Annotated in this window: 21 protein-coding genes; 3 read left to right on the plus strand and 18 right to left on the minus strand. The window is 68.6% G+C overall.

Annotation, left to right across the window (positions count from 1 at the left end; all coding sequences use genetic code 11):
• Positions 1–1,020, minus strand: coding sequence for a Bug family tripartite tricarboxylate transporter substrate binding protein (locus FGL91_RS00670; RefSeq protein ID WP_131492350.1), 1,020 nt, complete (start codon positions 1,018–1,020; stop codon positions 1–3).
• A gap of 163 nt (positions 1,021–1,183) precedes the next feature.
• On the opposite strand from FGL91_RS00670, the gene FGL91_RS00675 reads away from it, so the two are divergent.
• Positions 1,184–2,404, plus strand: coding sequence for a PAS domain-containing protein (locus FGL91_RS00675; protein WP_131492351.1), 1,221 nt, complete (start codon positions 1,184–1,186; stop codon positions 2,402–2,404).
• A gap of 88 nt (positions 2,405–2,492) precedes the next feature.
• A complete protein-coding gene (locus FGL91_RS00680) occupies positions 2,493–4,067 on the plus strand; it encodes an AMP-binding protein (RefSeq protein WP_153242805.1) in 1,575 nt (524 codons plus the stop codon).
• Between the two features lie 35 nt (positions 4,068–4,102).
• On the opposite strand, the gene FGL91_RS00685 is transcribed toward FGL91_RS00680, so the two are convergent.
• The 12 genes from FGL91_RS00685 to FGL91_RS00740 form a co-directional block, all read right to left on the minus strand.
• On the minus strand, positions 4,103–5,536 hold the full coding sequence (locus tag FGL91_RS00685) for an FAD-dependent oxidoreductase (RefSeq protein WP_153242807.1): 1,434 nt from the start codon (positions 5,534–5,536) through the stop codon (positions 4,103–4,105).
• Entirely contained in the window at positions 5,533–5,814 is a 282-nt protein-coding gene (locus FGL91_RS00690; RefSeq protein WP_131492354.1) for a 2Fe-2S iron-sulfur cluster-binding protein, read from the minus strand. Before FGL91_RS00690 ends, FGL91_RS00685 begins: the two co-directional genes overlap by 4 nt.
• Entirely contained in the window at positions 5,811–6,983 is a 1,173-nt protein-coding gene (locus FGL91_RS00695; RefSeq protein WP_227992030.1) for an NAD(P)/FAD-dependent oxidoreductase, read from the minus strand. Before FGL91_RS00695 ends, FGL91_RS00690 begins: the two co-directional genes overlap by 4 nt.
• A 2-nt stretch (positions 6,984–6,985) precedes the next feature.
• A complete protein-coding gene (locus FGL91_RS00700) occupies positions 6,986–7,915 on the minus strand; it encodes a dihydrodipicolinate synthase family protein (RefSeq protein ID WP_131492356.1) in 930 nt (309 codons plus the stop codon).
• Positions 7,916–7,944: 29 nt separating this feature from the next.
• On the minus strand, positions 7,945–8,334 hold the full coding sequence (locus tag FGL91_RS00705) for a nuclear transport factor 2 family protein (protein ID WP_131492357.1): 390 nt from the start codon (positions 8,332–8,334) through the stop codon (positions 7,945–7,947).
• Positions 8,331–10,025 carry a DUF885 domain-containing protein gene (locus tag FGL91_RS00710; RefSeq protein ID WP_153242808.1) on the minus strand — a complete coding sequence of 565 codons (1,695 nt, stop codon included), beginning with the start codon at positions 10,023–10,025 and terminating at the stop codon, positions 8,331–8,333. The genes FGL91_RS00705 and FGL91_RS00710 overlap by 4 nt, the downstream gene beginning before the upstream one ends.
• Positions 10,022–11,248: an amidohydrolase family protein gene (locus FGL91_RS00715; RefSeq protein WP_153242809.1), complete on the minus strand. Its 1,227-nt coding sequence runs from the start codon at positions 11,246–11,248 to the stop codon at positions 10,022–10,024. Before FGL91_RS00715 ends, FGL91_RS00710 begins: the two co-directional genes overlap by 4 nt.
• Positions 11,245–12,081 carry an ABC transporter ATP-binding protein gene (locus tag FGL91_RS00720; RefSeq protein ID WP_131492360.1) on the minus strand — a complete coding sequence of 279 codons (837 nt, stop codon included), beginning with the start codon at positions 12,079–12,081 and terminating at the stop codon, positions 11,245–11,247. Before FGL91_RS00720 ends, FGL91_RS00715 begins: the two co-directional genes overlap by 4 nt.
• Complete coding sequence (locus tag FGL91_RS00725) at positions 12,078–12,902, minus strand: ABC transporter ATP-binding protein (protein ID WP_131492361.1); 825 nt, start codon at positions 12,900–12,902, stop codon at positions 12,078–12,080. Before FGL91_RS00725 ends, FGL91_RS00720 begins: the two co-directional genes overlap by 4 nt.
• On the minus strand, positions 12,902–13,804 hold the full coding sequence (locus FGL91_RS00730) for an ABC transporter permease (protein WP_131492362.1): 903 nt from the start codon (positions 13,802–13,804) through the stop codon (positions 12,902–12,904). The genes FGL91_RS00725 and FGL91_RS00730 overlap by 1 nt, the downstream gene beginning before the upstream one ends.
• Entirely contained in the window at positions 13,801–14,823 is a 1,023-nt protein-coding gene (locus FGL91_RS00735) for an ABC transporter permease (protein ID WP_153242810.1), read from the minus strand. The genes FGL91_RS00730 and FGL91_RS00735 overlap by 4 nt, the downstream gene beginning before the upstream one ends.
• Positions 14,824–14,903: 80 nt before the next feature.
• On the minus strand, positions 14,904–16,502 hold the full coding sequence (locus FGL91_RS00740) for an ABC transporter substrate-binding protein (RefSeq protein WP_131492364.1): 1,599 nt from the start codon (positions 16,500–16,502) through the stop codon (positions 14,904–14,906).
• Positions 16,503–16,678: 176 nt separating this feature from the next.
• On the opposite strand from FGL91_RS00740, the gene FGL91_RS00745 reads away from it, so the two are divergent.
• Positions 16,679–17,224 carry a helix-turn-helix domain-containing protein gene (locus FGL91_RS00745; protein ID WP_205802331.1) on the plus strand — a complete coding sequence of 182 codons (546 nt, stop codon included), beginning with the start codon at positions 16,679–16,681 and terminating at the stop codon, positions 17,222–17,224.
• 86 nt (positions 17,225–17,310) lie between these two features.
• Here FGL91_RS00745 and rplQ read toward each other — a convergent pair whose 3' ends face one another.
• The 5 genes from rplQ to rpmJ all read right to left on the minus strand — a co-directional run bounded on the left by rplQ (position 17,311) and on the right by rpmJ (position 20,094).
• A complete protein-coding gene (gene rplQ, locus FGL91_RS00750; protein WP_153242811.1) occupies positions 17,311–17,868 on the minus strand; it encodes a 50S ribosomal protein L17 in 558 nt (185 codons plus the stop codon).
• Positions 17,869–17,901: 33 nt separating this feature from the next.
• Positions 17,902–18,891 carry a DNA-directed RNA polymerase subunit alpha gene (locus tag FGL91_RS00755; RefSeq protein ID WP_047524097.1) on the minus strand — a complete coding sequence of 330 codons (990 nt, stop codon included), beginning with the start codon at positions 18,889–18,891 and terminating at the stop codon, positions 17,902–17,904.
• A gap of 133 nt (positions 18,892–19,024) precedes the next feature.
• Complete coding sequence (gene rpsK, locus FGL91_RS00760; protein WP_017829189.1) at positions 19,025–19,423, minus strand: 30S ribosomal protein S11; 399 nt, start codon at positions 19,421–19,423, stop codon at positions 19,025–19,027.
• 31 nt (positions 19,424–19,454) lie between these two features.
• Positions 19,455–19,829 (minus strand): 30S ribosomal protein S13, encoded by a 375-nt coding sequence (gene rpsM, locus FGL91_RS00765; RefSeq protein WP_047524098.1) that lies wholly within the window; start codon positions 19,827–19,829, stop codon positions 19,455–19,457.
• A gap of 148 nt (positions 19,830–19,977) precedes the next feature.
• Complete coding sequence (gene rpmJ / locus FGL91_RS00770; protein WP_005050492.1) at positions 19,978–20,094, minus strand: 50S ribosomal protein L36; 117 nt, start codon at positions 20,092–20,094, stop codon at positions 19,978–19,980.

The raw sequence follows: 20,094 nt of genomic DNA on the forward strand, positions 1-20,094 counted from the left end.
TCACTGCACCAGCCCGATGTTCTTCAGCGTCGCCGTGACCTCCTCGATGTTGCCCGTGAGGAACTCGTCGAACTCGTCCCCGACCAGGAAGGCGTCGGTCCAGCCCTTCGTCTCCAGCTGTTCGGTCCACGCCGCCGATTCGTGCAGCTCGGTGATGACGCGCACGAGCTCGTCCTTGGCGCCGTCGGAGATGCCCCCGGGGGCGATCACACCACGCCAGTTGGTGAGGACGACGTCGTACCCCTCTTCGGTGATGGTCGGGACGTCGGGGAGCTGTTCGACCGGCTCCTCGCTGGATACGGCGAGCGCCTTGAGCGCACCGCTCTCGACATGCTGGGCGAACTCGCCCACGCCCGAGATGCCCGCGGACACCTTGCCGCCGATCAGCAGCGGCACCGCCTCACCGCCACCGGAGTTGGGGGTGTAGTTGAGCTTCTCGGCGATCGCCGCTTCGTCGAGGCCCGCTTCTTCGAGCATGAGCCCGGCGAGGATGTGGTCGGCGCCGCCCGCCGACCCACCGGTGATCGTGACCGACTGCCCGTTGTCGACGATGTCCTCCACCAGGTCCTCGAGCGTGTCGTACTTCGAGTCGGCGGGGACCACCACGACGAGGGGCTCATCCGTGAGCCGGGCGATCGGTGTCGTGTCCTCGATGCGCACAGCCGAGGCGTTCGTCTCGACGGCCCCGACCATCACGAGGCCCATCACCATGAGCGTGTTCGGGTTCTTCTCGTTGGCCAGCTGCGCCAGGCCCACGGTGCCGCCGGCTCCACCGACGTTCGTGACGGGTGCAGAGCTGACGATGTCGTCCTCCGTGAGCACCTGGGACAGCGCACGACCGGTCTGGTCCCATCCGCCGCCCGGATCGGCCGGGACCACGATCGAGACGTCGGTGACCGCGGCGGCCTCGGCGTCCCCACCGCCGCCGTCGTCCGTCGGTGCGCTGCCTCCGGCGCAGGACGTGAGGGTGAGTGCGGCCACCGCCATGGCGGCCAGGACTCCGATGCGTGCGTGCTTCATGTGCGCTCCTCCTTGAGCGTTCGTGGTGCTGTGCGTCCACACTGAGAGCCGGAGAGCCCTCGCTCAAGCTTCGGAAACCATTGGTCGGAGTTTCGAAACTATTGGTCGAGGACAGTGCCGTCCCCCGCTCGCACGGTCCGCCGTCTGGGGCGACAATGGTCAGGTGGCCTCGAAGATGACGCTCCGCATGCAGCTGCTCGTGCTGCAGGCGCTGATCGTGTTCCTGGTGACCCTCGCGACCGGCATCGTCGCCGGGGCGTTCCAGGAGCAGGCGCTCCGCGAGGCCTACAAGGACCGGATGCAGGCCGTCGCCCAGTCGATCGCCGCCCTCCCCGCCGTCCTCGCCGCGTTCGACGACGTCGAGCCGTCGACGGCGATCCAGCCCATCGCCGAGGTCATCCGCGAGGCGTCCGATCTCGCCTACGTGGTGGTCGCCAACGAGGAGGGCATCCGCTACTCCCACCCGAATCCGGACCGCATCGGAGAGACCGTCTCCACCGACCCCTCCATCCCCCTCTCCGGCGAGGTGTACGTCGGCACGCAGACCGGAACGCTGGGCACGTCCTGGCGAGTCAAGGTGCCCATCCGCGACGACCATGACGAGGTGATCGGCACGGCGTCCGTCGGCATCCTCGAATCCGAGCTGAATGAGGAGTTCACGTCCAACCTCGCCTGGCTGATCTCCGCCATGCTCGCCGCGGCGGTTCTCGGGGTCTTCGGATCCGCGTGGGTCACCTCGGTCATCCGACGGCGCATCTACCGCCTCGAACCCCACCAGATCGCCGCACTCGTGAAGAATCAGGAGACGACGCTGCACGGCCTCAGCGAGGGCGTGATCACCGTCGACGACGAGGGCCGTATCACGCTCGTCAACGACGCAGCGGCGCGGTTCCTCGACCGCGATGCCGCCGAACTCGACGGCTCCCCCGCTGCCGACGTGCTCGGCGAAGAGCTGACCACGGTGCTGCGCGAGGGCGAGTCCGCCGGACGGCCGGTGATCGTCGGCTCCCACGTGCTGGTCGCCCGCAGTACCGGCAGCGAGGGCGAGGACGGCGGGATCGGGGCGACGCTGCTGCTGCGCGACCACACCGAGCTCCACGATGTCGTGCGCAGAGTCGAGGCGGCCGATGCGATCATCGCCTTCCGTCAGCGCTTCGGCATCCCCAAGGGGCTCAGCGCCGAGACGCTCGACCGGGTCTCCGCCGCCCTCGCTGCGCGTCCCGACGCATCCGCCACCGAGATCGGCGCGGATCTCGACATCTCGCGGGTGAGCGCACGACGCTACCTCGAGCATCTCGCGAGCTCCGGACGCGCGGTCCGCGCACTCGACTACGCCACGAAGGGTCGCCCCGGCACGCGCTACCGCATGAACGGGACGATCTGAATCTTCCCCTGGGACGCAGTGCCGTTGTATGCGACACTGGATCGCACTCGACGACGCCGTCAGCACACCCAGGATCGAAGGAGATCTCATGGTTCGCAGCACCTACCCCGATGTGGAGATCCCCGAGGTCTCCATCCACGAATTCCTCTTCGGAGGTCTCGGCGAGGAGGAGCTCGACACGATCGCTCTCGTCGACGGAGTGAGCGGGGCGACCACCCCCTACCGACAGCTCGTAGGCCAGATCGATCTCTTCGCCGGTGCCCTCGCCGCCCGCGGAGTCGGAGTCGGGACCACGATCGGAGTCCTCTGCCCCAACGTCCCCGCGTTCGCCACGGTGTTCCACGGCATCCTCCGCGCCGGAGCGACCGCGACGACGATCAACTCCCTCTACACCGCAGAGGAGATCGCGAATCAGCTCACCGACGCCGGAGCGACGTGGCTCGTGACGGTGTCTCCGCTGCTGCCCGGTGCCTCTGCTGCCGCGGAGAAGCTCGGTTTCGCGGCCGACCACGTCATCGTGCTCGACGGCGCCGAGGGGCACCCGTCGCTTCCGGCGCTCCTGGGCGAAGGCCACCCGGCGCCGGACGTGTCGTTCGACCCGGCGACACACCTGGCCGTGCTGCCGTACTCCTCCGGCACGACCGGCCGCCCGAAGGGTGTCATGCTCACCCACCGCAACCTCGTCGCCAACGTGTCGCAATGCCGTCCGGTCCTGGGCGTCGAGGCGAGCGATCGCGTGCTGGCCGTGCTCCCCTTCTTCCACATCTACGGGATGACGGTGCTGCTCAACTTCGCGCTACGGCAGCGCGCGGGCCTCGTCACGATGCCCAGGTTCGACCTGCCGGAGTTCCTCCGCATCATCGCGGAACACCGGACGACCTGGGTGTTCGTCGCTCCCCCGATCGCGGTCGCGCTGGCGAAGCATCCGATCGTCGACCAGTACGACCTCTCCGCCGTGAAGGTGATCTTCTCCGGAGCCGCCCCGCTCGACGGGGCCCTGGCCTCGGCGGTGGCGAACCGGCTCGGCTGCACCGTCACGCAGGGCTACGGCATGACCGAGACGAGTCCGGCGGTGAACCTCATCTCCGAGACCCGTGACGACATCGATCGTTCCGCCATCGGCCCGCTCGTGCCCAACACCGAAGCACGCCTGGTCGATCCGGACTCCGGCGAGGACGTGGCCGTACCGGCCGAGGGTGCCAGCGAGCCGGGTGAGCTGTGGGTGCGCGGACCGCAGGTGATGGTCGGCTACCTCAACCGCCCCGACGCCACGGCCGAGATGCTCGACGCCGAGGGCTGGCTGCACACCGGAGACGTCGCGACCGTCACCCAGGACGGCATCTACCGCATCGTCGACCGGCTCAAGGAACTCATCAAATACAAGGGCTACCAGGTCGCCCCGGCCGTCCTCGAGGCGGTGCTGCTCGAGCATCCCGCCATCGCCGATGCTGCTGTCATCGGCGCGCTCGACGCCGACGGTCAGGAGGTCCCGAAGGCCTTCGTGGTTCGACAGCCGGACGCCGACCTCGATGCGGAGGCCGTGATGGCGCATGTCGCCGCCCACGTCGCGCCGCACGAGAAGGTGCGACAGGTCGAGTTCATCGAGGTGATCCCGAAGTCGAGCTCCGGAAAGATCCTCCGCAAGGATCTGCGTGCACGCTGACGCCGTGGTCGGCGCCCACCGGGCGCCGACCACGGTCAGTCCGCATCGAAGAGGTCGGCGTACGTCCCCAGGGACACCGGCTTGACGGGAAGCTGAGCGGCGAAGCGACCGGCTTCGGCAGCCGTTCCCCCGCGCGCCGCCGCGACAGCACCGGCCACGGTCGTCTCGCAGTACCGCCCCTGGCAGGGCCCCATGCCCGTCCGGCAGCTCAGCTTGACCGCATCCACGGTGTCGGCGTGCCGGTTCGCCTGCAGGAATCCGTCGATGTCCGATCGCGGGATCCCTTCGCACCGACAGACCGTCGTCGCCGGGGAGGCGAGCGCCGTGAGGCCGGGTCGCTCGGGCGCGAACATCCGCTGCACGACCGCGGCGAACCGTCGGGAGCGGCGCAGGTCCCGTTCGATCGCGCGAGCACGGAAGGCGTCGACGGGCCTGCCGAGACCAGCGGCGATCGCCGCCGCAGCCGCGGCCCCCTCCGCCCGTGACTGCTCGGCCCCGGAGACACCGGTGGGCTCGCCCGCGACGAAGACCCCGGGCAGGCCCGTCTCGAAGTTCCCGTCGACTTCCACCAGCCACCCGCCGGCAACAGAGTCCCATCGCACCGGGCATCCGAGCTGACGCGCGAGCTCGGTGGAGGCCTGGAAACCGTACCCGAGGACGACGGTCCGCGCCGGGACCTCGCGTTCGGGCCCGCGCACGCGCCACGCCCGGTCGGCCCGCGCCAGTCGGATGCCGCTCACGCCAGCGTCACCGACGATCGCCGTGGGGACCGTCGACGTCGTGATCCGGACACCGTGCCGCACGAGGGTCAGCACGTTGCCTGCCAGCTCGGCCAGCAGGCGCACGTGCCCGGGCACGGCCGGAGCGGCGAGGAACAGCTCGCGCACGGAGGGCACTCCGCGGGCGAAGACCACCTCCGTCACCTCAGCCCCCGAACGGACCAGCTGGGCGGCCACGATCAGCATCAGCGGATGCGAACCCGCCAGCACGACCGGACCCGCTGCCCGCAAATGCTGTGCCTTCAGGAGTCCCTGCGCCGCACCGGCCATCAGCACGCCAGGCATCGTCCATCCGGGGATCGCCACCGGCATGTCGTAGGCGCCGGTCGCGACGAGCAGCCTCCGCGCGTGGGCGCGCCGTGAACGCTGAGGGCTCGTGACCAGCACCTCGAAATCGTCGCGCCCGGTCGAGCGCGCATCGAGCACGCCGAACACGGTCGACTCGAACCACCAGTCGATGCCGGTCGCCGCGGCGGCATCCGCGAGCAGATCCGCCGCCCAGGGATACCCGACCGGAGACCGCACCGGCTCATCGAACTCGGTCGGCGGCTGACGGAAGATCTGTCCCCCGGCGGCGCGCTGCTCGTCGATCACGAGCGTCCGAAGACCCTGCGCATGCGCCTGCAGGGCCGCGGCCAGACCGGCCGGTCCTGCCCCGACGATCGCTAGGTCATAGAGGTCGGCGCTCATGCGTCGGTCCGTACGTTCATGCCGTCGCGGACGGTGGTCAGACAGGTGCGCGTCATCGGCACGCCGTCGACCGTGATCGCGCACTCGAAGCAGGTGCCCATGTTGCACAGCGGGGCGCGCTGCTCGTCGCCCCGTCGAGCGAAGCACCGTTCGCCCTCGGCCAGCATGGCCGCCGCCACGGTCTCCCCCGCAGCGGCGAGCACGGACCGACCGTCCACGACGAAGGACACGTCCAGCCGCCGCGACACCGCGCGATCGGCGAGGGGCTGCTCGTTCATGCCATAACTCCGAATCTGTCCGGGGCGTAGGGTCGCAGGTCGATGTGGGGTGTGCGACCGGCGGCCAGGTCGCAGAGGGAACGGGCGAAGCTCGGCCCGAGCGTGAAGGCCGATCCGCCGGTGGCCACGAACATCCCCGGGCATCCGGGCACCTCTCCCACGAGGGGCAGCTGATCCGGCGTGACCGTCGTGGTCCCCGCCCAGGACCGCACGATGGGCAGCCGGGCTGTGCCCGGCACCACGCCGATCGCCGCGCGGGCGTTGCCCACGATGGACTCCGGGAGAAGGCGAGGACGCGTCTCCAGGTCCAGGGAGCCCGCGCGGCGGCTGAGTGCTGCCGGCCACCCCCCGCCGATCAGCACCGTGCCATCCTTCGTCTGCTTGAGCGAGAGCTTGGCGCCGGCGTGCTGGATCAGATGTCCAATGAAGGGCTCTACCGGCGCGCTCACGCTCATCATGAGAGCCAGCGGGATGGTCGGCAGGTCCGCCCCGGCGAGCGCACCCACCTCCGTCGTCCACACCCCCGCGGCGATCATCACCGTGTCGGCGTGGATGCTCAACGTCGAATCCGGACCGGCGGCGGTCACCTTCCAGCCGCGCGCGTCGCGCTCGAGCCCGGTCACACGGGTGTGCGTGCGGACTTCTGCGCCGAGCTTCACGGCACCACGCACCAAAGCAGGCCCCGCGGTGCGCGTCTCGGCCTTACCCTCGATCGGGCAGAAGGCGGCTGCGAGCACCGACTCCGACAGGTAGGGCGCGATGCGCAGCGCCTCATCACCGTCGAGGAGGGTGACATCCAGCCCCCACTCCTGCTCGAGACAGACCTTGCGTTCGAGCACCGCGACCTGCTCCGCTGTCTCCGCGAGCATGAAGCCGCCGCGCTGCACGACGCCGACCGATTCGCCCAGCTCATCTCCCAGCCGATTCCAGGCCTCGGCGGCGTCCAGATGCAGGGGCATGGCTGCGGCGGCGGTGCGCGCCGACTCCCACCCGTTCTCGACCATCCGATACTCGAGCTGGAAGTGCAGGCTGCCGGCGTTCTGGCCGGAAGCGTGCTGGTTCAACTGGTCTTTCTCCAGCAGCAGTACGGAGGCGCCCTCGCGTGCCAGCATCCAGGCCAGTGCCCCGCCGAGCAGGCCACCGCCGATGACGACCGCGTCGTACCGCATGCTCACGACAAGGGCACGGTCGCGATGCCGAGCCCCTCCAGCGTGGTGCGGACACGGTCGACCTGTTCGGTCGAGAGTTCGAGCAGGGGGCGGCGGACGAAACCGGCCGGAACGCCCTGCAGCCGAAGGGCGGTCTTCATGATCGCCTGCTGGTTCCCGAACTGCGCGCCGTAGTCCGGCCCGAACCAGCTGGTCATGACCACGCGATCACGAGCGCCGAGTTCGATCGCCCGCGCCCGATCCCCCGCGGCGAGCGCATCCCAGAAGCCGGGGTGGTCGTTGCCGAGCGGGGCTCCGGAGCCCATGAGACCGTCTCCGTGACCGAGCGTCGCGAGGTCGGCTCCGAGCGCGTTCGTCGGAACGCCGAAGTAGCGCACGCGATCCTCCACGAGATACATGGCGTCGAGGAACGCGCGGAAGTCGCCGGTGGAGTTCTTGATCGCCACGACGTTCTCGATGTCGGCCAGTTCGCTCAGGAGGTCCGGGCTCAGGTCGACGATGCAGCCGCGCGGCCAGTTGTACACGGTGACGGGGAGCGATGTGCCGTCGGAGACCTCCTGGTAGAAGGCCACGATCTCCTCGCGGGTGGGCACCATATAGGGCGGCGGCGTCACGAGGATGCCATCGAGCCCGGCCTCCTCCGCCGCGTGCGCGTGCCTGATCGCGTCGGCGGCCGTGAACGCATTGCAGCCGCCGATCACCCGCATGTCCGCGCGGAACCGGCCGCCGAGTGCGAACAGCTCTGCCCGTTCGGCCTCGGTCATGCTGAACCACTCCCCGGAGGTGCCGGCGAGGATGACGCCGTGCATCCCCTGCGCGGCCAGCCACTGCATCTGCCCTTCGAACGCGACGGGATCCAGCTCCCCCTCGCGCGTGAACGGGGTGGTGATCGCCGGGATGTACCCGTGCCAGTCGACGGTGTTGCGGTCCATCTGTCTCTCCTTGCTCCGACTCGTGCGACTCACTCGACCGGCATGTCCTGGGCGTGGTGGTGCACGATCCGCCATCCGTCGGCGTCACGACGCACCACATCCGTGACGCGCACGACCTCGACCAGCGGCTCGCCTGCCGCAGGGCGCACCTCGAGCACATACCGGATCACCCCGGTGTCGCCAAAGTTGCTCGTGACGATGCCGGTCGGCACGACGCTCGGCAGGGTCCGCCGGCGCTCTTCGGGGTCGGCGGCGGGCCCCCGCAGCTCGTCGAGTTCGGTGATGCCGTGCATGAGCGTCGGCCAGGGCGTCTCCCACACCGTCACGTCGTCGGCGAGGCGCGCATCGAACGCGGCACGGTCGGCGAGGTCCTGGTACAGGTCGACGATGAAGTGCTCGAGCTCGGCGGTGGTGGTCATGCGTGTTCCTTCGTCAGATCCTGCAGCAGACGCTCGCGCAGCGGCGCGAGCCCCATCGGTCCGAGCGCGAGTGCCCGGGAGTGGAAGCCGAGAGTGGATGCGGTGCTCGCCGCACGCGCCTCAGCCCAGAGCTTCGCGCCGACCTTGAACGCCAGGGCTTGGCCCGGCCAGCCGAGGTAGCGGTCCACCTCGAACCGCGCGGTCACGGGGTCGACGAGGCCGTAGTGCACCAGGAAGTCGCAGGCGATCGCCGGCGTCCACTCCGTCTGGTCGGTGACTTCGTTGCGCCGCAGCGGCCGACCGGTGTGCAGCCCGATGTCGGCGACGATGCGCACCGTGCGCCACAGCTGTCCGAGCAGCATCCCCAGCCGTTCCGGGGCATCGCGCAGCAGACCCAGCTCGTCCGATAGGGCCTCCGAGTAGTGCGCCCAGCCCTCGGCGTAGCCGTGGATCTCACACAGGTAGCGCTGCCAGGGATGCAGGGACGCATTGGCCCGGTTCACCGCGTGCTCGAGGTGGTGGCCGGGGACGCCCTCATGGTGGAGACTCGTGAGCTCCTGCCAGGTCGGCACCGATGTCGCTCCGGCGGGGATCGTCCAGACGATCTTGCTGCGCACCGAGCCGTCGGGGGCACCAGGCGTGTAGTAGACGACGCCTTTCGCGGCCCGCGGAACGACGATGTCGACATCTCGCACGTCCGCGGGCAGCGTGAAGGCCGTGCCGTCGACCCGATCCAGGGTCCAGTCCAGGCGATCACGCAACCAGCCGATGACAGCGTCCGCATCGACGCGGTGCCCGGGGTCCTGCGCGAGCGCGCGAGCGGCGACGGAAACGACTGCCGGCGAACCGGTGCCGAGGATCTCCCCCGCGACGCCGCGCGCCTGCCGCCACAGCCGATCGAGTTCTTGCCAGCCGTAGTCGTACACCTCGTCGAGGTCGAGCTCGGTGCCGAGGAAGCTCTGCGCGGTCGCGCGATAGACGCTCTCGCCGACGGCATCCTGCAGTGGTGCATGGGGCAGCAGTTCGTCGCGCAGCATCCGCTCGAACCCCGCCATCGCGTCGGTCGCAGCGAGTGCCGCACGATCCAGAGCGCTGCGGCGGGAGGTGGACAGGTCTGTCGCGCGGAGGGAGCGGAAGTAGTCGACCCCATCCGGATCGATCCAGCTCGCGATCTGATCCGCGACCTCGCGCACCTGCCGTTCCGCGGCGATGCCGGTGCCGATGAACTCGCCCCGCTCCCCCGCCGCGCGCGCCCATTTCAGGCGATCGTCGAGCTGGGTCAGCGCCCGGGGCACCGCCGACAGACGGGTGATGATCTCGTCGCCGGCGGCATCATCTGTGACGGTGACGTCGTCGAACGCCTCGCGCACCAGATGAACCGGGGTGGCCAGCGGTGCGAGCAGCCGCGCCGTGAAGCCGGTGTCGAACAGGGCGATGTCGCTGTCCATGCGCTCCCGAAGCGCCGCGTGCAACGCCGCATCCGCGGTCGTCGGCTCGATGTGCGCCAGGGCGTCGAGCGTGCGCGCGGCGAGCGCGCGGCGTTCGACCGCCCACTCGGCGCTCAGGTCGGGCAACCGATCCTGCGCGGTGGCACCCAGCGCCTGCGCGGCGGACGGCTCGTGGTCGGCGAGCGTCGCGACGTACTCGTCGGCGATGCGGGCGGTCGGGGTGCTCGCGGTCGGGGTGTTCACCGTCCGGCCCGGTCGTCCCGCAGCACGGCGCCGCCCTGCATGACCCAGTCGATTCCGCGCAGCGCAGCCACATCCGCTGTCGGATCCGTGTCTGTGGCGATCAAGTCCGCTCGCGCACCGACCTCGACGACGCCGAGGTCGTCAGCTCCGAGCAGCTCCGCCGCGTACGAGGTGGCCGAGCGCATGACGTCCAGCGAGGTCATGCCCGCGTCGACCATGAACTCCATCTCGCGCACCGTCGCGGTCGTGCCGTCGAAGTCCGCGGCGGGCGGCATGTCGGTGCCCATGGCGATGCGCACCCCGCTCGCGATTGCGTTCTCGAGGCTCTCCCAGTGACGCGGACCCGCCCCGAGCGCCCGCTCCTTCATCCAGGTGGGCACGCCCTGCGCGTCGAAGAACTCCTCGCACCGGCTGACCGTGATGGTCGGCACGTACCAGACGCCGCGCTCACTCATCAGGTCGGTGACCTCGCGGGTGAGCTCGTAGCCGTGCTCGACGCAGTCCAGGCCGAGTTCGATGGCGCGCCGCAGCGTCTCGGACGGCCCGACGTGCGCGGTGACCTTGCGGCCCCAGTCATGCGCGGTCTGGATGACGGCGGCCATCTCGTCGTCGGTCAGCTGCGGAGTGTCGATCTGCTCGTGCTCCCCCGCGATCCCACCCGAGATGCAGACCTTGATCAGGTCGGCGCCGTGACGGATCTGCAGGCGCGTCAGTCTGCGCAAGTCGTCGGCGCCGTCGCCCTCCAGCGCGTCGGACTCCCAGCCGTGCCCACCGGTGCAGCACAGTGCGTGTCCGGCGGTGTACAGCCGTGGGCCCGCTATGATCCCGGCTTCGATACCGCGGCGCAGGGCGAAGTCGAGGTAGCGACTCTCGCCGACCAGCCGCGCAGTGGTGACGCCGGCATGCAGGGTGCGTCGGGCGCTGTCGGCCATCACCAGCAGCAGGTCGGTGTCGCCCTTGGAGGCGATCTCCGCCCCGGCGGTCCCGGGCAGCGCGAGCCCCAGGTGCACGTGCATGTTGATCAGCCCCGGGCTGAGGATCCGGCTGGCCAGGTCGATGACCCGTGCGTCGCCGGCGTCGAGGGTGCCGGTGGCGCCGAGTCCCGCGATCACTCCGTCGGCGTCGACGAGGATGTCGAGCCCGTCCCGCAGGTACTCGGAGCGCCCGTCGAAGATGCGGGCTCCGGTGAGGAGGACGCGGCGGTCCTCGGCGATGGTGATCATGCTTCTCCTCCCGTGGCGGGGGCCGCGACGGCCTCCGCGAGGTCTTCTTCTCTGCCCGGCAGCCGCTTCGTCGGGCCGATCTCCGGGATGGCATCGATGAGGCGCTGCGTGTAGGGGTGCGCTGCGTGCTGCCACAGCTGTTCGCTGGGCCCGCGCTCGATGATCTCACCCGCGTACATCACGGCGGTCTCGTCGGCGATGGCCCGCACCAACGACAGGTCGTGCGAGATGAACAGCATCGCCATGCCGAGTTCGCGAACGAGTCCCTGCAGCAGCTCGACGATCTGCGCCGACGAGAAGGCATCGAGGGCCGTGACCGGCTCATCGGCGACGACCACGCTGGGCTGGGCGGCGAGCGCACGGGCGATCGCGAGCCGTTGCCGCTGACCACCCGAGAACTGGGTGGGGTAGCGAGAGGCGGCCGACTCGTCGAGTCCGACCAGTCGCAGCAGTCGCGAAACCTCGGCAGCACGGGCAGATCGTTCGAGCGCATCGGGAGCGCCATCCAGCAGCTGCGCTCCGATCGAGCGGCGTGGACTCAGCGAGGCGTACGGGTTCTGGAACACCATCTGCAACCCGCGGTCGCGGCTAGGGCGGCGGCGCATCGTGAGTGGATGCAACGGCTCGCCGTCGAAGCGCACCGTGCCGGAGGTCGGACGGTCGATCCCCACCGCGACCCGGGCAAGCGACGACTTTCCGCATCCCGACTCCCCCACGAGCCCGACGATCTGGCCGCGTTCGACGGTCAGCGAGACGCCCTTCACCGCGTGTACGGGCGGGGCGCCGCGTCGGCGGTGCGTGACGACGACGTCGTCGATCTCCAACGCGCTCATCGTGCGCCTCCTCGGTGGGTGCGCTGCGCGGCGAGCGACTGCGCTCTGGATGCGATCAGCGCGCGGGTGTACTCGTGCGACGGGGTGTTGAGGATCTCGTTCGTCGGACCGTGCTCAACGACGGTGCCGTCCTTGAAGATGTAGGTGCGGTCGGCGATCGCGCTCATCACCCCGAGGTCGTGCGTGATGAACAGCATCGACACTCCCGTCTCGCGCGCCAGGCGGTCGAACAGGCGGAGGATGCCGGCCTGCACCGTGACGTCGAGAGCGGTGGTGGGTTCGTCGGCGATCAGCAGGCGGGGCTCGCACGCGAGAGCGATCGCGATGGCCGCGCGCTGGCGCATGCCTCCCGAGAACTGGTGCGGGTACGCCGTGATCGCCTGGTGCGGGTCACGGATGCGCACGAGATCGAGCAGCTCGATCGCTCGCGCCTGTGCCTGCTTCAGGCTCACGCCGGTGTGGTGGATGAGGTGCTCGGTGATCTGTGTGCCGATCCGCAGCAGGGGGTGCAGTGCGGCGGTCGGATCCTGGAACACGATCGAGATGCGGTTGCCGCGCACCTCGTTGAGCTCCGGGGTGCTGAGGGTCAGCAGATCCCGCCCTTCAAACAGCACCCGGCCGGAGGCGGTCGCGCCCTCGGGGAGGATGCCCATGACCGCCGAGGCCGTCATACTCTTTCCCGAGCCGCTCTCGCCGGCGAGGCCGACGACCTCTCCCTGGCCGATCCGGATGCTCGTATCGTGCACGAGCTCGATCTCGCCGTCCGGCGTCGGCATGACGACGGAGAGGTCCTCGATCGAGAGCAGCGTCGCGGCGCTCATCACTTCCTCGCATTCCGTGAGCGGGGATCCAGGTAGTCCTGGACCGCGTCTCCCAGCAGGTTGAAGGCCATCACGATCGTGAGGATCGCGAGACCGGGGAACAGGCTGATCCACCAGTTCCCGAGGTTCTGCGAGCCGAGGGCGATCATCGCGCCCCATTCCGCAGCCGGGGGCCGGGGGCCGAGGCCGAGGAACGAGAGCGCGGCGAGCATGAGGATGGCATTGCCGAGCTCGATCGTCGCCATCACGAGCGCGGGGCCGGCGCTGTTGGGGATGACGTCCTTGACGATGGACTTCAGGGTCGTCGACCCGAGCAGTCGTCCGGAGAAGACGTATTCCTGTTCGCGCACGCTGAGCACCGAGCTGCGGATGATCCGCGCGTACAGCGGCCAGGAGACGATCACGAGGGCGAGCACGGCGTTTCCGACGCTCGGCCCGAAGGCCGCGGCGACCGCCATGGCGAGGATGATCTGCGGGAACGCGAGCACGAGGTCGGCCACGCGCATCAGCACGTTGTCCGCCGCCTTGCCGAAGTACCCGGCCGCGAGGCCGACGGCCCCGCCGACGAGCAGCGAGAACACGACGATCGCGAGGGCTAGCGGCAGCGAGAGCTGGGCACCGTAGATCACTCGACTCAGCACGTCGCGACCGAGGTCGTCCGTCCCCATCCAGTGCGCGGCCGACGGTGCGTCCAGGAACGGTCCGCTCGTCTCGAGCGGGTCGAACGGCGCGATGATCGGGGCGAGGAGCGCCGCGAGGATCCACGCGGCGATCACGCCGAAGGAGATCACCGTCACCGGCGTCCAGAACGAGGTGCGCGGTGTGAACCGGCGGCTGCGACGGAATCCGCGACGCCGCGGCTCCTTCGCGACGGCGAGCGTGTCCGAGGACAGGATGGTCATTTCGCTCCGATCCGGGGGTCCACGATCGTGTACAGCACGTCGACGAGGAGGTTGATCAGGGTGTAGACGACGGCGATGAACAGCGTCACACCGAGGATCGCCTGCAGATCGAGCGAGAGGGCGCTCTTGTAGGCGTACTGCCCGAGTCCCGGCCACGAGAGCACCTGCTCGACGAGCACGGCGCCACCGAGCAGGGAGGCGAACATCAGCCCGGTCACCGTGAGCACTGGAAGCAGTCCCGCTTTGAAGACGTGGCGCCAGGTGATCGTCCGCGCCGGGAGTCCCTTCGCGGTGGCGGCGCGGATGTACTCGGCGTCCAGCACCTCGATCATGGCGGAGCGCACGAAGCGCAGCAGGCCCGAGACGGTGAGCGCGGCGAGGATGCCGACGGGGAGGACGAGGTGCCAGACGGCGTCGGCGAACACGTCCCACTGCCCGGCGAACACGGCGTCCAGCGTGTACATACCGGTGACGGTGGGCGGTGGGTCGTACTCATTGCTGAGGCGCCCGCCGTTGGGGACGAGCCCGAGGGCGTAGAAGAAGACGTACAGCGCGACGAGCGCGAGCCAGAACGGCGGGGTGGAGAGCCCGATGAGGGCCACGCCGCGGATGCCTCCGTCGATGGCCGAACCCTTGCGGGTGGCGGCGATCATGCCCAGCGCGACGGCGATGACGATCGCGAGGATCATGGCGGGCAACGCCACCTCGAGCGTCGCGGGGATGTACTGCGCGAGGTCCTGGGTGATCGGGCGGTGGGTCTGCTGCGAGATACCGAGATCCCCCTGGAAGAGGTTCGCGATGTAGCGGCCGTACTGCACCCAGATGGGCTGGTCCAGCCCCCATTTCTGCTCGAACGCGGCACGCAGGTCGGGGTCGTCGTAGGCCTGCTGCGACAGGTTCGCGGCGGCCGGGTCCCCGGGGACGATGGTCATGAGCGCGAAGGTCACGACGGTGACCCCCCAGAGGAGGATGATCGCGCTGATCAGCCGGCGGCCGATCATGTGCAGGAGGGCTGGCATTGCTCGTTCGCCTTCGGTGAGGTGGTGAGAACCGGAGGTCGGCCGCCCGACAGGAGGGACAGGCGGCCGACCGCGGCGGACTACTTCGCGGAGATGGCCGCGAGGTCGACCGTCCAGCCTGCCGGCGTGTACGACGCACCGACCAGGTTCGAAGTGGCGACGACGATGCCGGCGTTGTTCGCGAGGACCACGAAGGGCGAAGTCTCGTTCATGACCTTCTGCCAGGCGATCATCGCCTCGGCACGGCCTTCCGGCGTCACCTCGGCGTTCACGGCGTCGCTGGCCTCGACCGCGCGCGGATCTGCCCGCTCCACGGTCCATCCCGCACGGGTCGAGGTCGAGGCGCCGGGTGCCATGTTGTTCACGAGCGAGTCCGCGGCCGGGTAGTTCAGGCTGTTCGGCGAGAAGTTGATCTCGTTCTTGCCCTCGGACTGCGACTGCAGGAAGACGTTGATCGGCTCGGGCTGGAGTTCGATCTCGATGCCTGCCTTCTTCGCGTCCTGCTGCACCTTCGTGACGATGGTGCCGAGGTCGACGCCACGATAGGTGATCGCCGGGTACACGAGGTTCACCTTCGGTGCGGGGATGCCCGCCTCCTCGAGCAGCGACTTCGCCTTCTCGATGTCCTGCGGCTGCACCTCGGACTCGTCGAGCGCGCCGCCGAATGCGGGCGGGACGAGCCCGGCCGCGGCCGTCGCGCCCTCGCCGAAGATCTCGGCGATTCCCGCACCGTCGACGCTGGCACGCAGCGCCGCGAGGAACGCCGGGTTGGAGGTGATCTCCGAGACGGCGGGATCCTGGTTCACGCTGAGGAAGTAGGAAGTGTCGGCGACCCCGGAGACCTGGAGGTCGTCGGAGAGCTCGGCCGCCTGTGGACCGGAGAGATCCAGGGCGATCTCGTCTGCCTTGGCGCGCGAGATCGTGAGCTTCTGGTTCTGCACGTCGACGTTCTGCACGACCACACGCGAGTAGGCCGGGGCGTCGCCCCAGTAGTCCTCGTTCACCTCGAGCACGACCTTCGAACTCGAGTCGTAGCTCTTGATCTTGTACGGGCCGGAACCGAGGCTGACCTCGTCGAGCTGCGTGCCGATCGTGTCCGCGGAGGCTGCATCGGCCGCGTCGGTCGCGCCGAGCTTCTCTGCCTCCTCGGCGTTCAGAATGCTCGCCGCGGGCATCGCGAGGACGACCGGGACGTTCGGGTTCGGGGTCGGGCTGGTCACGACGACAGTGTCGTCACCGTCCGCGGCGAAGGTCAGCCCCTCGACGGTCTGGGAGGAGGACCCCTTGAGGTTCTGCAGGCGCGTGAGGCTGAACACGACATCCTCCGCGGTCACCGCGGAGCCGTCGGCGAACGTGGCGTCCGGGTTCAACGTGAAGGTCCAGGTCGTGCCGTCGTCGGACTGCGCCCACTCGCTGGCGAGCTCCGGCACGACAGTGGTGACGTCGGAGCCCTCGTAAGTCACGAGCGTGTCGTACAGCGCGTGCACGATGATGTTGCCGGTCTGTTCGTAGACGAGTCCCGGGTCGAGGGTCTTCAGCACGAACGAGGTGTCGACCGTGAGGGTCCCACCGCCGCCCGAGGCTGCATTGTTCGATGAAGCTGAACAACCGGCGAGCACGAGTGCGGCGACGGCGAGAGATGAGGCCAGTGCGAGGGGTTTCGCGAAGGATGAAGTCATCGTCGATCTTCCTGTGATCAAGGGGCAGGACGCAGTAGAGTTCTGGGAAGTTGATCCGGTTGCTCGCGCGTTCGGGGGAACGGATTTCAATCTGATCGAGATTTTCAATCCGATTAAAAGATACAATCACATTGAAATCGAAGATGCAACAGTCATCCGTTCGATCGAAAGGATCGATGAATCACGTGCTCGGCGAACGCCTCAAATCCCTCAGGGCCGCGAAGGGTCTCACCCTGCGGCAGCTCTCCGACCTGTCCGGCCTCTCGGTCAGCATGCTCAGCCAGATCGAGAGCGGCTCGGCCGACCCGAGTCTCGGTTCGCTGCGCAAGCTCGCCCAGGTGTTCGAAGCCTCGATCGCCACGCTGTTCAGCGATCCGGATGCCCCCAACGTTTCCGTCAGCCGGCCGGGCGCCCGGCATCGACTCAGCGGATCCGACGCGGGCTTCGTCTACGAGCGCCTGACCCCGGGACGCGGCGACCTCGAAGTCCTCACCGCCGACATCCCCCCGGGGGCCGCGAGCTCCGCACACCCCTGGGCCCACCCGTCGACCGAGTGCGTCTTCGTCATCAGCGGGGAACTCACCGTCGAGATCGCGGGGCAGACGTACATCATCGTAGGAAGCGAGTCGATCACCTTCGACTCCCGCCAGCCGCATCGCTACATGAACGCCAGTGACGCGATGACCTCGATCGTCGTCTCGGTCACTCCGCCATCGCCGTGATATGACCCCGACGCGGCCCACGGCCCGGCAAACGAAGAAGCCCGCCACCCCGAATGGGGCGGCGGGCTTCTTCGTGAGCGAAGTGCTTACTCGGACTTCTTCTCGACAGCGTCCTCGGCAGCAGCCTCAGCGGCTTCGCCCTCGGCCTGCGACTCGGCGCCGGCGTCAGCGGCGTCCTCCGCGGGAGCCTCCTCAGCGGGCGTCTCCTCGACGACCTCAGCCGGCTCCTCGACCTTTTCGGCCTTCGGCGCAGCGGCCTTCTTGGTCGACTTCGCCTTCGGGGTGACGGGCTCGAGGACGAGCTCGATCACGGCCATCGGAGCGTTGTCGCCCTTACGGTTGCCGACCTTCGTGATGCGGGTGTAGCCACCCTCACGCTCGGCGACGAGCGGCGCGATCTCGGAGAAAAGGATGTGCACGACTTCCTTGTCACCGATGACCGACAGCACGCGACGACGCGCGTGCAGGTCGCCACGCTTGGCGAAGGTGATCAGACGCTCAGCGAGGGGACGAAGGCGCTTCGCCTTGGTCTCGGTCGTCTTGATCGACTTGTGGGTGTAGAGCGCCGCCGCGAGGTTGGCAAGCATGAGGCGCTCGTGTGCGGGGCCGCCTCCGAGGCGGGGACCCTTAGTGGGCTTGGGCATAATCGTCTAACTCCTGGTCAGAAAGGTCGGGTATCAGAAGGACTCGTCTTCGCTGCCGCCGTAGAAGTGGGAGCCGTCGAAACCGGGCACCGAATCCTTGAGCGACAGACCGAGCGAGATGAGCTTGTCGCGCACCTCGTCGACCGACTTCTGGCCGAAATTACGGATGTTCATGAGCTGCGTCTCCGACAGGGCGACGAGCTCAGAAACGGTGTTGATGCCCTCACGCTTCAGGCAGTTGTACGAGCGGACCGACAGGTCGAGGTCCTCGATCGGCATCGACAGCTCGCTGGAGTTCACAGCCTCCACCGGCGCCGGGCCGATCTCGATGCCCTCGGCCTCGACGTTCAGCTCGCGGGCGAGACCGAACAGCTCGGTGAGCGTCTTGGCAGCCGAAGCGACAGCGTCGCGGGGGCTGATCGCCGACTTGGTCTCGACGTCCAGGACGAGCTTGTCGAAGTCGGTGCGCTCCCCGGCACGGGTCGCGTCGACGCGGTAGCTGACCTTGAGGACCGGCGAGTAGATCGAGTCGATCGGGATCTGACCGGCCTCGGCGTACTCGTTGCGGTTCTGCGTCGCGGAGACGTAGCCACGGCCACGCTCGATCGTGAGCTCGAGCTCGAACTTGGCGGTGTCGTTGAGCGTCGCGATGACCAGCTCGGGGTTGTGCACCTCGACACCGGCCGGAGCCGAGATGTCGGCGGCGGTGACTTCGCCCGCTCCGGTCTTGCGCAGGTACGCGGTGATGGGCTCATCGCGCTCCGAGGAGACGACGAGCTGCTTGATGTTGAGGATGATCTCGGTGACATCCTCCTTCACGCCGGGGATGGTGCTGAACTCGTGCAGCACGCCGTCGATGCGAACGCTGGTGACAGCAGCACCGGGGATCGACGACAGCAGGCTGCGGCGCAGCGCGTTGCCGATCGTGTAACCGAAGCCGGGCTCCAGAGGCTCGATGATGAACCGGCTACGGTTCTCGACGATCTTTTCCTCGGTCAGTGTGGGACGCTGTGCAATAAGCACTCTGTGTTCCTTTCGATCACATGCCCGCTATATGACATGTGGTGGGGTGAGGTCTTGAGTTGTGGAAGTCGATGCCCGTACGCGGGCGTCGAGCCGCTCGGACCATGGAGGGCCGAGCGGCTCGAAGCGCGTATCAGACGCGGCGACGCTTCGGCGGGCGGCAACCGTTGTGCGCCTGCGGAGTGACGTCCTGGATCGAACCCACCTCGAGGCCGGCGGCCTGCAGCGAGCGGATCGCCGTCTCGCGGCCGGAGCCCGGACCCTTCACGAGGACGTCGACCTTCTTGACACCGTGCTCCGCGGCCTGACGGGCTGCGGACTCGGCTGCCATGCCGGCGGCGTACGGGGTCGACTTGCGGGAGCCCTTGAAGCCCACGCCACCCGACGATGCCCAGGCGATGACGGCGCCGGACGGGTCGGTGATCGAAACGATGGTGTTGTTGAACGTCGACTTGATGTGGGCCTGGCCCAGCGCGATGTTCTTCTTTTCCTTGCGGCGCGGCTTGCGCGCGGCGGCCTTGGGTGCAGCCATGAAAATGTTCTCCTAGTCCCTGGGGCCGCGCTTAGCGGGCCTTCTTCTTGCCTGCGACGGTGCGCTTCGGGCCCTTGCGGGTACGGGCGTTGGTCTTGGTGCGCTGACCACGGACCGGGAGACCACGACGGTGGCGGATGCCCTCGTAGGAGCCGATCTCGACCTTGCGGCGGATGTCTGCGGCGACCTCGCGGCGCAGGTCACCCTCCACCTTGTAGTTGCCTTCGATGTAGTCACGGAGGGCGATCAGCTGGTCGTCGCTGAGGTCCTTCACGCGGATGCTCTCGTCGATCTCCGTCGCCTTGAGGATCTCGACCGAGCGGGTACGGCCGACGCCGTAGATGTAGGTAAGGGCGATCACCACGCGCTTGTCGCGCGGGATGTCAACGCCGGCAAGACGTGCCATGCGGTTCTCCTGGGTGTTGTGGAGGTGTGGGACAGGATCGGTGCCCGGGCCTCCGCCCGAGGTGTCCCCCGCTTCCGCGGGTTCTGATCCTGCCGTCGTGTGTGTTCAGTTGTGAGATGTGCGTGAGCGATGCCGCACAGCGAGGGACTCAGCCCTGGCGCTGCTTGTGACGCGGGTTGCTCTTGCAGATCACCATGACGCGGCCGTGACGGCGGATCACCTTGCAGTGATCGCAGATGGGCTTGACGCTGGGGTTGACCTTCAT

The organism is Microbacterium sp. CBA3102 (genome assembly GCF_007954505.1).
Classification (GTDB): domain Bacteria; phylum Actinomycetota; class Actinomycetes; order Actinomycetales; family Microbacteriaceae; genus Microbacterium; species Microbacterium aurugineum.